The sequence below is a fragment of the Ramlibacter sp. genome (assembly GCF_013697775.1).
Classification (GTDB): domain Bacteria; phylum Pseudomonadota; class Gammaproteobacteria; order Burkholderiales; family Burkholderiaceae_C; genus Ramlibacter.
The window spans coordinates 1-12097 of record NZ_JACCWG010000332.1; the positions used below are offsets into that span (position 1 = coordinate 1).

12 protein-coding genes and 1 tRNA gene are annotated in these 12097 nt (G+C 69.0%); 10 read left to right on the forward strand and 3 right to left on the reverse strand.

Going from position 1 to position 12097, the window contains the following annotated elements; translation table 11 throughout:
- A partial coding sequence (locus H0U68_RS16760; protein ID WP_296357613.1) for a diacylglycerol kinase family protein occupies positions 1–706 on the forward strand: 706 nt, incomplete at its 5' end.
- Entirely contained in the window at positions 703–1515 is an 813-nt protein-coding gene (locus H0U68_RS16765) for a metallophosphoesterase (protein WP_296357615.1), read from the forward strand. The genes H0U68_RS16760 and H0U68_RS16765, both read left to right, overlap by 4 nt.
- A 4-nt stretch (positions 1516–1519) precedes the next feature.
- Here H0U68_RS16765 and H0U68_RS16770 read toward each other — a convergent pair whose 3' ends face one another.
- Complete coding sequence (locus tag H0U68_RS16770; protein WP_296357617.1) at positions 1520–2290, reverse strand: 3-hydroxybutyrate dehydrogenase; 771 nt, start codon at positions 2288–2290, stop codon at positions 1520–1522.
- An 89-nt stretch (positions 2291–2379) separates the two neighbouring features.
- Between H0U68_RS16770 and H0U68_RS16775 the strand changes: the two genes are divergently transcribed.
- The 8 genes from H0U68_RS16775 (at position 2380) to H0U68_RS16810 (ending at position 10700) form a co-directional block, all read left to right on the forward strand.
- Positions 2380–3324 (forward strand): alpha/beta hydrolase, encoded by a 945-nt coding sequence (locus H0U68_RS16775; RefSeq protein ID WP_296357619.1) that lies wholly within the window; start codon positions 2380–2382, stop codon positions 3322–3324.
- Positions 3296–5497 carry a bifunctional (p)ppGpp synthetase/guanosine-3',5'-bis(diphosphate) 3'-pyrophosphohydrolase gene (locus H0U68_RS16780; RefSeq protein WP_296357621.1) on the forward strand — a complete coding sequence of 734 codons (2202 nt, stop codon included), beginning with the start codon at positions 3296–3298 and terminating at the stop codon, positions 5495–5497. The genes H0U68_RS16775 and H0U68_RS16780 overlap by 29 nt, the downstream gene beginning before the upstream one ends.
- Before the next feature lie 31 nt (positions 5498–5528).
- A tRNA-Val gene (locus H0U68_RS16785) sits at positions 5529–5605 on the forward strand.
- Between the two features lie 157 nt (positions 5606–5762).
- Complete coding sequence (phaR, locus tag H0U68_RS16790; protein WP_296357624.1) at positions 5763–6302, forward strand: polyhydroxyalkanoate synthesis repressor PhaR; 540 nt, start codon at positions 5763–5765, stop codon at positions 6300–6302.
- A gap of 72 nt (positions 6303–6374) precedes the next feature.
- Positions 6375–7535 (forward strand): ATP phosphoribosyltransferase regulatory subunit, encoded by a 1161-nt coding sequence (locus H0U68_RS16795; RefSeq protein WP_296357626.1) that lies wholly within the window; start codon positions 6375–6377, stop codon positions 7533–7535.
- Positions 7536–7591: 56 nt separating this feature from the next.
- A complete protein-coding gene (locus H0U68_RS16800) occupies positions 7592–8923 on the forward strand; it encodes an adenylosuccinate synthase (protein ID WP_296357628.1) in 1332 nt (443 codons plus the stop codon).
- Positions 8924–8953: 30 nt separating this feature from the next.
- On the forward strand, positions 8954–9478 hold the full coding sequence (locus H0U68_RS16805) for a phosphoribosyltransferase (RefSeq protein ID WP_296357637.1): 525 nt from the start codon (positions 8954–8956) through the stop codon (positions 9476–9478).
- A 19-nt stretch (positions 9479–9497) separates the two neighbouring features.
- The gene (locus H0U68_RS16810) at positions 9498–10700 is read left to right on the forward strand and encodes a PLP-dependent transferase (protein ID WP_296357630.1); all 1203 of its coding nucleotides are present in this window, start codon (positions 9498–9500) and stop codon (positions 10698–10700) included.
- Positions 10701–10709: 9 nt separating this feature from the next.
- On the opposite strand, the gene H0U68_RS16815 is transcribed toward H0U68_RS16810, so the two are convergent.
- On the reverse strand, positions 10710–11183 hold the full coding sequence (locus tag H0U68_RS16815; protein WP_296357632.1) for a MarR family transcriptional regulator: 474 nt from the start codon (positions 11181–11183) through the stop codon (positions 10710–10712).
- Complete coding sequence (locus tag H0U68_RS16820) at positions 11176–11595, reverse strand: SRPBCC family protein (RefSeq protein WP_296357635.1); 420 nt, start codon at positions 11593–11595, stop codon at positions 11176–11178. Before H0U68_RS16820 ends, H0U68_RS16815 begins: the two co-directional genes overlap by 8 nt.
- Between the last annotated feature and the right edge of the window lie 502 nt (positions 11596–12097).

Below are 12097 nucleotides of genomic sequence, written 5' to 3' on the forward strand. Positions count from 1 at the left end.
GGTGAGCGCCGCGGCGCAGGCCGCGCACGACGCCGGCTGCCCGCTGGGCGTGCTGCCGCAGGGCACCTTCAACTTCTTCGGCCGCGAGCACGGCCTGCCGCAGGATGTGGAGCAGGGCGTGCAGGTGCTGCTGGCCGGCACGCCGCGGCCGGTGCGCGTGGGCCTGGTGAACGAACGGCTGTTCCTGGTCAACGCCAGCATGGGGCTGTATCCGCAGCTGCTGGAGGACCGCGAGACCTTCAAGCAGCGCATGGGCCGTCGCCGCTGGGTGGCGATGCTGGCGGGCATGCGCACCGTGCTGGGCTGGCATGGCAAGCTCATGCTGGAAGTCGAGCAGGACGGCGAATTGCGCCGCATCCACACCCCCACGCTGGTGGTCGGCGCCAACACTTTGCAGCAGGAGCGCATCGGCCTGCCGCCGCAGCTGCTGGCGCAGGTGGAAGAGGGCAGCCTGGCGGCGATGGCCGTGCGCCCCGGCGGGCCCTGGGCCAAGTGGCGGCTGATGGGCCGCGGCGTGATCGGCCGCCTCGGCCAGAGCGAGGAGGTGGAGAGCTTCACCTTCCGCTCGCTCAACGTGCAGACGCCGCACGCCAGGCGCGTGAAGGTCGGCATCGACGGCGAGGTGCAATGGATGGTGCCGCCGGTGCGCTTCTCGGTGGCGCCGCGGCCGCTGATGGTGGTGCTGCCGGCAGCGGGCCAGGCATGAGTCTTCTGCTGCACATCTCGGACGCGCATTTCGGCACCGAGCAGCCGCCGGTGGTGCAGGCGCTGCGCATGCTGGCGCGCGACCGCCGGCCGGATGCGCTGATCTTCAGCGGCGACGTGACGCAGCGCGCCCGGCGCGCGCAGTTCGCCGCCGCCGCGCGCTTCGTGGAGTCGCTGGGCATCACGCGCCGCATGGCGCTGCCCGGCAACCACGACATTCCGCTGCTCAACGTGTTCGCGCGCGCGCTGCAGCCGTACGGCGGCTACATCCGCGCCTTTGGCCACGACCTGGAGCCGGTGCTGCAGGGCGCCGACTTCGTCGCCATTGGCGTCAACACCACGCGGCCCGGGCGGCACAAGGACGGCGAGGTGTCGCCCGAGCAGGTGGAACGCGTCGCCGCGCTGCTGCGCAATGCGCGGCCGGGCCAGCTGCGCATCGTCGTGACGCACCAGCCCTGCGCGCTGCCCAACACGCAGGACGAGACCGACCGCCTGCACGGCGCCGACCCGGCGATCCGCGCCTGGGCCGATGCCGGCGCCGACCTGGTGCTGGGCGGCCACATCCACCTGCCCTACGTGCTGGACCTGTCGCAGCAGCCCTGGGCCGCTTCGCGCCGCATGTGGTGCGTGCAGGCCGGCACGGCGTTGTCCTCGCGCGTGCGGCACGGGATCCCCAACTCGGTCAACCTGATCCAGTGGAAGGCGCCCGCCGCCGGCGCGCCGCGCACGTGCATCGTGGAGCGCTGCGACTTCGACGCGACGCGCGGGCGCTTCGTCTTCGCGCCGGCAGAGGAGCTGGTGCTGGGGTGAGGCGCTACTGCGCCACCCAACCACCGTCCATGTTCCAGGCCACGCCCCGCACGTTGTTGGCGGCGGGAGAGCAGAAGAACACCGCGAGTTCACCCAGTTCCGCGGCCGTGGTGAACTGCAGCGACGGCTCTTTTTCCGCCAGCAGCTGCTTTTGGGCTTCCTCGTTGGAAATGCCCTGTTCGGAAGCACGCGCGTCCACCTGCTTTTGCACCAGCGGCGTCAGCACCCAGCCGGGGCAGATCGCGTTGCAGGTGATGCCGGTGGTGGCGTTCTCCAGTGCGGTGACCTTGGTCAGGCCGACGATGCCGTGCTTGGAGGCCACATAAGCCGACTTCTGCGCCGACGCCACCAGGCCGTGCGTCGAGGCCACGTTGATGATGCGGCCCCAGTTGGCCTGCTGCATCGCAGGCAGCGCGAGCCGCGTGGTGTGGAAGGCGCTGGTCAGGTTGATGGCGATGATGGCGTCCCAGCGCTCGGGCGGGAACGACTCGATCGGCGCCACGTGCTGGATGCCGGCATTGTTGATCAGGATGTCCACGCGGCCGAACTGGGCGGCGCAGAACGTCATCATGTCCCCGATTTCCGCCGCCTTGCTCATGTCGGCGCCGTGGTAGGCCGCCTTGACACCCAGCGCCTCCACCTGGGCCTTGGGACCTTCGGTGTCGCCGAAGCCGTTGAGCACGATGCTGGCGCCTTGCCGCGCCAGGGCCAGGGCGATTCCCAGGCCGATGCCGCTGGTGGAGCCGGTGACGAGGGCGGTCTTGCCTTTGAGCATGGGCGGGTCTGCGCTTTCAGTGGGTGGTGAGTTGGTACGATGAGGCCATCTTGGCAGGCGGCATCGAACGAAGTATCGGGCTTTTCACCATGGCGGAACCTACGCTGAATTACGTAACCTGCGCGCAGCCCGCGGGTGGAAGCCACCGCATGGCCTACTGGTCCTGGGGCGATGCCGCGGCCCCGCACCTAGTGGTCTGCGTCCACGGCTTGTCGCGCCAGGGCCGCGACTTCGACGTGCTGGCCCGGACCCTGGTCGCGCGTTCGCCGCGGCCGCTGCGGGTGGTCTGTCCTGACGTGGTGGGGCGCGGGCGCAGCGACTGGCTGGCCGACCCCATGGGCTACGGCATCCCGACGTACGCGGCCGACATGCTGGCCCTGCTCGGGCAGCTGCACGCCGAAGCGCCCATCGGCATGCTGGACTGGGTCGGCACCAGCATGGGCGGGCTGGTCGGCCTGGTGGTGGCCGGCGCGCCCGAGCTGCCGCTGCCCGCGCCGGTGCGCCGGCTGGTGCTCAACGACGTCGGCCCCGTGATCCAGTGGAGCGCCTTGCAGCGCATCGGGCAGTACCTGGGCAACACCGGGCATTTCGCGTCGCTGCAGCAAGCCGCCGACGCGATGTGGACGGTGTCGCGCAGCTTCGGGCCGCACACGCCCGAACAGTGGCTGGCGCTCTCCGCGCCGATGGTGCGCACGCTGCCCGAAGGCGGCCTCACGCTGCACTACGACCCGGACATCGGCGTGCCGTTTCGCACCATGACCGAAGAAGCCGCCGGGCAGGGCCAGGCCGCCGCCTGGCATTACTTCGACCAGATCCGCGCCGAAACGCTGCTGCTGCGCGGCGCGCAATCCGACCTGCTGGCGCAAGACACGGCACTGGCCATGGCGCAGCGCGGCCCGAAGGCCCGACTGGTCGAGTTCGAGGGCGTGGGGCATGCCCCCACGCTGATCGCGGACGATCAGGTCGAGGCGGTGGCCTCGTTCCTGCTCAGACAAGAACCCCCTGATGAAAAGCCACGCAGCGGAACAGGCTGAAGCGCAGGCCGTTCCCGAGCTGGTGACGGCGGCCGAGCAGGCGCTGCCGCACCAGGCCCACGCACTGGCGCGCGCACGCGCCTTCGCCGAACCGCTGATCGCCGGCGAGACGCTGGACACCGGCGAGAACACGCTGGCCCATGCCGACGCGGTGGCGTCCATCCTCAAGTCGATGGGCGGCTCCGAGGCGATGCAGGCGGCCAGCTACCTGGTGTACGCCAGCCGCCACCTGAACAAGCCGCACGACGTCATCGCCAAGGCCTTCGGCGAAAGCTACGCCGACCTTGCCGCGGAAACCACCAAGCTGGTGCGCATCCAGGAGCAGGCGCGCCTGGCCGACGAGGCCGCGCGGCTGCAGGACGACTCCAAGGCGCAGACCGAGAACGTGCGCAAGATGCTGCTGGCGTTCTCGCGCGACCTGCGCGTGGTGATGCTGCGGCTGGCCTCGCGCCTGCAGACGCTGCGCCATTACGCGGCCACCAAGCTGCCGTGCCCGCCCGGCATGGCGCGCGAGGCGCTGCACGTGTTCGCGCCGCTGGCCAACCGCCTGGGCATCTGGCAGCTGAAGTGGGAGATGGAAGACCTGGCCTTCCGCTTCCTGGAGCCGGACACCTACAAGCACGTGGCCGGCCTGCTGGACGAGCGGCGCATCGAGCGCGAGGCATACGTCGACGGCCTGCGCGCGCAGCTGGCCGCCGAGCTCAAGGCGCAAGGCGTGCCAGCGGAAGTGCAGGGCCGGCCCAAGCACATCTTCAGCATCGTCAAGAAGATGCGCGGCAAGTCGCTGGACTTCGAGCGCGTGTTCGACATCCGCGCGCTGCGCGTGATCGTGCCGCAGGTGCAGGACTGCTATGCCGCGCTGGCCTGGGTGCACTCGCGCTTCTCGCCCATCGCGCGGGAGTTCGACGACTACATCGCGCGGCCCAAGCCCAACGGCTACCAGTCGCTGCACACCGTGGTGCGCGACGAGGCCGGGCGCGCCATCGAGATCCAGATCCGCACGCAGGCCATGCACGACCACGCGGAGCACGGCATCGCCGCGCACTGGGCCTATAAGGAAGCTGGCGCCAAAGGCTACAGCGGCGTGTCTGCCAGCGGCGGGTACGACGCCAAGATCGCGGTGCTGCGCCAGCTGCTGGCCTGGGAGCGCGACCTGGCGGGCGCCTCCGACGGGCTGTTCGAGGACCGCATCTACGTGCTGACGCCGCAGGCCTCCATCGTGGAGCTGCCGCAGGGCGCGACGCCGGTGGACTTCGCCTACACGGTGCACACCAGCCTGGGCCACCGCTGCCGCGGCGCGCGGGTGGACGGCGCCATGGTGCCGCTGAACACGCGGCTGGCCAACGGCCAGACGGTGGAGATCGTCGCCACCCGCGAAGGCGGCCCCTCGCGCGACTGGCTCAATTCCGAGCTGGGCTACCTGGCCAGCCACCGCGCCAAGGCCAAGGTGCGCGCCTGGTTCAACGAGCAGCAGCGCCACGAAACCGTGGCGCGCGGGCGCGAGTCGGTGGAAAAACTGCTGCAGCGCGAAGGCCGCACTGCCATCAAGCTGGAGGACCTGGCCGGCCAGCTGGGATTCAAGTCGGCCGAGGACCTGTTCGCAGTGGTCGGCAAGGACGAGTTCTCGCTGCGCAATATCGAGGCAGTGCTGCACCCGCCCGCCGAGCCGCTGACGCAGGACGAATTCCTGTTGAAGAAGCCGCGCGCGCCCGAGAAGTCGCCCAAGGGCGGCGTGCTGGTGGTGGGCGTGGATTCGCTCATGACGCAGCTGGCGCGCTGCTGCAAGCCGGCGCCGCCGGACGCGATCAGCGGCTTCGTCACGCGCGGGCGCGGCGTCAGCATCCACCGAAGGGACTGCAGCAGCTTTCGCGACATGCTGGCGCGCAACCCCGAGCGCGTGATCGACGTGCAGTGGGGCACGCCCAAGAAGGAAGAGGGCGCGGTCTACCCGGTGGACGTGGCGGTGGAAGCCGCCGACCGCCAGGGCCTGCTGCGCGACATCTCCGAAGTGTTCGCCAAGGAAAAGATGAACGTGGTGGGCGTGCAGACGCAGAGCGTGAAAGGCACGGCCTGGATGACGTTCACCGCGGAGGTGTCCGACGCGTCGCGCCTGGCCAAGGTGCTGGGGCTGGTGGCGCAGGTGCAGGGCGTGCGGTGGGCGCGGCGGCGATGATGCGCTACAATCCCGCCTCTCGAACGAACTCAGGCGCGTAGCTCAGCTGGTTAGAGCACCACCTTGACATGGTGGGGGTCGTTGGTTCGAGTCCAATCGCGCCTACCAAACAAGCCCGGTATGAATCACTTCATATCGGGCTTTTTGCTGCCCGGCGCGCGGCCGGGCGTTGCGGGTAAACGAGGGGCGAGGCGGGCGGGCCCCTCCCTAGAATCCGTTGCAACACCATAGAGACGCGGTTCCACCGCGCGCCAGGAGCCCTTCCGTGACCAGCAAGAAAGCCAGCAACCCGGCCACCCCGGGGCAACCGCGCGTCATCAAGAAGTATCCCAACCGGCGGCTCTACGACACCGACACTTCCACCTACATCACGCTGGCCGACGTCAAGCAGCTGGTGTTGGACAACGAGGCCTTCGTGGTGCGCGACGCCAAGACCAACGACGACCTCACGCGCAGCATCATGCTGCAGATCATCCTGGAGGAAGAAGCCGGCGGCGCGCCCATGTTCAGCGAGGCGGCGCTGGCCAACATCATTCGTTTCTACGGCAACGCGATGCAGGGCTTCATGGGCAGTTATCTCGAAAAGAACGTGCAGGCCTTCACCGACCTGCAGGCCAAATTCGCCGAGCAGTCCAAGAGCGTCTCGCCCGAGACATGGGCGCAGCTGATGAACGTGCAGAACCCCATGGTGCAGGGGATGATGGGCAACTACGCCGAGCAGTCCAAGGCGATGTTCGAGAAGATGCAGGAACAGATGCAAAAGCAGGCCGAGCAGATGTTCGGCGCGTTCACCATCAAGCGCTGAGCCCGCGCGCGGCTCGGCAGGGGCGTTGGCGGCCCCGCGTAGAATCACGGTTTTAACAGCCTGCCAAAACCCATGTCCGCCTGGGTCCTGCCGGATCACATCGCCGACGTTCTGCCTTCCGAGGCACGGCACATCGAAGAATTGCGGCGCGAGCTGCTGGACACCGCCCGCGGCTATGGCTACGAGCTGGTGATGCCGCCGCTGCTGGAACACCTGGAGTCGCTGCTCACCGGCACCGGCGAGGCGCTCGACCTGCAGACCTTCAAGCTGGTGGACCAGCTGTCCGGCCGCATGATGGGCCTGCGCGCCGACAGCACGCCGCAGGTCGCCCGCATCGACGCGCACCTTCTCAACCGCCCCGGCGTCACCCGCCTGTGCTACTGCGGCCCCGTGCTGCACACCCGCCCGGGCCGCCCCTACGCCACGCGCGAGCCGCTGCAGTTCGGCGCCGAGATCTACGGCCACGCCGGCGGCGAAGCCGACCTGGAGGCCTTGATGCTGGCGCTGGACTGCCTGCGCGCCGCGCAGGTGGAGTCCCTCACCGTGGACCTGGCCGATGCGCGCATCGTGCGCGCGCTGCTGGCCGGCGTGCCGGTGGAGGCCGGCGTGCTGGCGCGCCTGCACGGCGCGCTCGCCACCAAGGACGCGTCGGAGCTGGCGGCCATCACCCGCAACTTTCCCGCGCCGGCGCGCGAAGGCCTGGCCGCATTGCTCGGCCTGTACGGCGACGCCAAGGTGCTGCACGAGGCGCAGCGCGTCCTGCCCGATGCGCCCGCGGTGCGCGATGCGCTGGCGCAGCTGAAGTGGCTGGCCGCGCACGTGGACGGCGCCAGGGTCAGCGTCGACCTGGCCGACCTGCGCGGCTATGCGTACTACACCGGCGCGCGCTTCGGCATCTACACGCCCGGCGTGAGCGACGCGCTGGCGCGCGGCGGCCGCTACGACGAGGTGGGCGCGGTGTTCGGCCGCAACCGGCCGGCGGTGGGCTTCAGCCTGGACATGAAGGAACTGGTGGGCGTTGCCGCGGCGCGCCCGCGCCGGGCCGCCGTCCGGGCGCCCTGGCTGGACACCGGCGCCGACGCGGCGTCGCTGCGCGCGGCAGTGGCCGCGCTGCGGCGCCAGGGCGAGATCGTGGTGTGCGTGCTGCCGGGCCACGAAAGCGACGTGGACGAATTCCACTGCGACCGCGAACTGGCCCAGCAGGCCGGCCGCTGGGTCGTGCGCGCCGCCTGATCCGCAACGGCAGTCTCTCTTTCTTTCTCCTTTTTCTCTCTTTTCAAAGCGAAGTCATGACGAAGACGAAGGGCCGCAACGTGGTCGTGGTCGGCACCCAGTGGGGCGACGAGGGCAAGGGCAAGCTGGTCGACTGGCTGACCGAGATGGCGCAGGGCGTGGTGCGCTTCCAGGGCGGCCACAACGCCGGCCACACGCTGGTGATCAACGGCGTGAAAACCGCGCTGCACCTGCTCCCCAGCGGCATCATGCGCCCGGGCGTGAAGTGCTACATCGGCAACGGCGTGGTGCTGTCGCCCACCAAGCTGCTGGAGGAGATCGAGGGGCTGGAGAAGGCCGGCGTGGAGGTGCGCGGACGCCTGCGCATCAGCGAGGCCTGCCCGCTGATCCTGCCGATCCACGCGGCGCTGGACATCGCGCGCGAGGCGGCGCGCGAAAAGGGCGGCACCGAGAAGATCGGCACCACCGGCCGCGGCATCGGGCCGGCGTACGAGGACAAGATCGCGCGGCGCGCGCTGCGGGTGCAGGACCTGCGCCACCCCGAGCGCTTCGCTGCCAAGCTCAAGGAACTGCTGGACCTGCACAACTTCGTGCTCGCCAACTACCTGCACGCCCAGCCGGTGGACTTCCAGGCGGTGTTCGACGAATCCATGCAGCAGGCCGAACAACTCAAGCCGATGATGGCCGACGTGTCGCGCGAGCTGAACGAAGCGCACATCCGCGGCGACAACCTGCTGTTCGAGGGCGCGCAGGGCACGCTGCTGGACGTGGACCATGGCACCTATCCGTACGTCACCTCCAGCAACTGCGTGGCCGGCAACGCCTCGGCCGGCGCCGGTGTCGGGCCGGGCATGCTGCACTACATCCTGGGCATCACCAAGGCGTACTGCACGCGCGTGGGCGGCGGCCCGTTCCCGACCGAGCTGGACTGGCAGACGCCCGGCACCGTGGGCTACCACCTGTCGACCGTTGGCGCGGAAAAGGGCGTGACCACCGGCCGCTCGCGCCGCTGCGGCTGGTTCGACGCGGCGTTGCTCAAGCGCAGCGCGCAGGTCAACGGCCTGTCGGGTTTGTGCATCACCAAGCTGGACGTGCTGGACGGGTTGAAGGAGCTGAAGCTGTGCACCGGCTACGAGCTGGACGGCCAGTACACCGACATCCTGCCGATGGGCGCCGACGAAATCTCGCGCTGCAACCCCGTGTACGAGACCATGGACGGCTGGAGCGAATCGACGGTGGGCGTGACGCAATACGAGCAGCTGCCTGTCAATGCGCGTTTGTACCTGCAGCGCATCGAGCAGGTGACGGGCGTGCCCGTCGATATCATTTCGACGAGCCCGGACCGCGATCACACGATCATGCAGCGGCATCCCTACCTGGCCGGCTGAGAACACGCAACGAGGACGGAGACTTCGATGATGCTGACGGAAGACGGCAAGCACCTGTATGTGAGCTACGACGAGTACCACAACCTGATCGAGAAGCTGGCGATCAAGGTGCACCAGTCGGGCTGGGAGTTCGACACCATCCTGTGCCTGGCACGCGGCGGCATGCGCCCCGGCGACATGCTGTCGCGCATCTTCGACAAGCCGCTGGCCATCATGTCCACCAGTTCCTACCGCGCCGAGGCCGGCACGGTGCAAGGGCACCTGGACATCGCGCGCTACATCACCACGCCCCGGGGCGAGATCGCCGGCCGCGTGCTGCTGGTGGACGACCTGGCCGACTCCGGCCACACGCTGCACCAGGTGGTGGATCTGCTGCGCAACAAGTACGCACCGATCACCGAACTGCGCACGGCGGTGATCTGGACCAAGGGCCTGTCGGCCTTCACGCCGGACTATTCGGTCGAGTTCCTGCCGACCAATCCGTGGATCCACCAGCCCTTCGAGCTGTACGACAGCATGGGCCCGGAAAAGCTGCTGGAGAAGTGGAAGATCTGAGCGCGTGTACGATGGCCGGATGAGCGCACAGGTTACAGATCTCATCCACCATCCCTACCAGCCGCCCGCCGGCTTCGCCGCCCCGCAGCCGGGCGTCTTCAAGGCCTCCACCGTCCTCTTTCCCAACGTCGCCGCCCTGCGGGCACGCGACTGGCGGCAGAAGACCGGCTACACCTACGGTCTGCACGGCACGCCGACCACCTTCATGCTGGAAGAGCGCATCGCCACGCTGGAGGGCGGGCGCCAGTGCCTGCTGACGCCCAGCGGGCTCGCGGCGATCGCCAACGTCAACCTGTCGCTGCTGAAGACCGGCGACGAGGTGCTGCTGCCGGCCAACGTGTACGGTCCGAGCAAGGCCCTGGCCGAGGGCGAGCTGCAGAACTGGGGCATCGGCCACCGCTTCTACGACCCGATGGACCCGGCCGCGCTGCAGGCGATGATCGGCCCGGCCACCAAGCTGGTGTGGCTGGAAGCGCCCGGTTCGGTGACCATGGAGTTCCCGCCGCTGGCGCACCTGGCGCAGGTCTGCCGCGAGCGCGGCGTCACCACCGCCCTGGACAACACCTGGGGCGCGGGGATTGCCTTCAACGGTTTCGACCTGGGGCGCGGCGAGCGCTTGGTGCCTGGCAGCGGCGCCGACATCGTGGTGCAGGCGCTGACCAAGTACCCGAGCGGCGGCGGCGACGTGTTGATGGGCAGCGTGGTCACGCGCGACGAGGCGCTGCACGTCCAGCTGAAGCTCACGCACATGCGCCTGGGCTTCGGCGTGGGCGGCAACGACGTGGAAGCGGTGCTGCGCGCGCTGCCCAGCATCGACGTGCGCTACCGCGCGCACGACCAGGTCGCGCGGCAGCTCGCCGCCTGGCTGCAGGTGCGGCCCGAGGTGGCGCAAGTGCTGCATCCGGCGTTCGAAGGCGCGCCGGGGCACGAACACTGGCGCGCGCTGTGCGGCGACGATGGCCTGGCCGCCGGCCTGTTTTCCATCGTGCTGCACGAGCGTTATCAGCAGCCGCAGGTCGATGCGTTCTGCGACCGGCTGCGGCTGTTCAAGCTGGGTTTTTCCTGGGCCGGCCCGGTGAGCCTGGTCGTGCCCTACGACATTCCCGCGATGCGCGGCGCGAACTGGAAGCACAAGGGCGGCCTGGTGCGCTTCTCCATCGGCCTGGAGGCCGCGGAAGACCTGCGCGCCGACCTGGAGCAGGCGCTCGGCGCGCTCGCCTGAGGCTGCCGCTCACGCCGTGCCGGTGTTGCCCGCAATGAGGCGCAGCGTCAGCGCCTTGTAGTCGCCCAGCAGGCGCGGCGGCAGGCACGAGAAGAACGCGTCGTCGGCCGACTCGATTGCCACCACGGCCTTCTGCACCAGCTTGCGGCCCTTGGCCGTGAAGCGCACGCTGACGGCGCGGCTGTCGTCGGGCGAGGTCTCGCGCAGCAGCAAGCTGTCTTCCTCCAGGCGGCGGATCGCCTTGGACAAGGTCATCTTGTCGATGCGTGCGTGCGCAACCAGATGGGTCTGCGTCGGCGGCTCGCCCTGTTCCTCGAACCAGCGCAGCGACGCCATGATGGCGTACTGCGTCTGCGTGATGCCGAGTTCGCCCAGTACACCGCCTAGCCGCTGTTGCCACAGCGCGGTGATCTTCCACAGCAGGAAACCCGCGCTGTCGTCCGCCTTCTTGTGCTTGAAAGGCGAACCCTCCTTGTCAACCATTGCGCACTTTGGCGATCAGCGCATCGGTCTGCGCGGCGAAGCCCTTGGCCACGTCCTCGGCGACCAGCTTGCGCCACAGGAAGGAGAGCGGTCCTTCCAGGCGCATGTGCAGCTTGATCTCAACGCCGTCCTCGGTGTCCACGAGGTCGTGCGCGTCGTACATGCGGGCCAGCGGAAAGCGCGTGAGGTCGGTGAACGATTCACCGGGGCGGACCTCGGTGAGTTCCAGCGTGAGGTTCGGGCCGCCCTTGGGTTTGAAGGCGAACTTGCTGCCGGTCTTGAAGTCGCCCAGCATTTTTGCGTGCTCGATGTCGTCCTGCCAGGTGTGCCACTGGTCGACGTCGGACCAGACTTTCCAGACTTGGGCTGCGGTGAGGCCGGGGGCCTTCTTGCTGTAGGTGGCGGTCCACATGGTTCTCTTCTCTTCCGGTGTGGTTGTTTGTGTGGTTATCATAAACTAGTTTACCGTTTTCTGCAAGTACCTCGCGGCAAAGGCGCGTGCGGGCGGGCTGCGGCGCGCGGACATGGCGTCCCGCGCCTGAAGGCGCGGGCAGACCTGCGGTGGATGGGAGCAAGGCTGCGCGGCGGAACTCGCTGCGCGCCGCAAGCGGCGCTCCGCTCAGACAGCCGCCGCGAGTCAGTCAACGAAGCGCGCTGAAGCGCGCCAGCCTCGCTCCCATCCACCGCAGGCGCCATGCCCAACTGCGCGCCGCAGCCCGCCCGCACGCGCCTTTGCAGGGATGTGTAGGCGCGCGGAGATGGATTTGACTTCCGTGACGAGCGCGACATCGCGACCTGTCGCGGCGCGTGGTGCCCGGTGTGGGCGATTTCTGGGGCGGCTGGTCTGTTCGGTCCGGAGCCGGGCGCGCTTGCGCGCTTTGTCCTCATACTCGCGGGCGCTGTCTGAGCGGAGC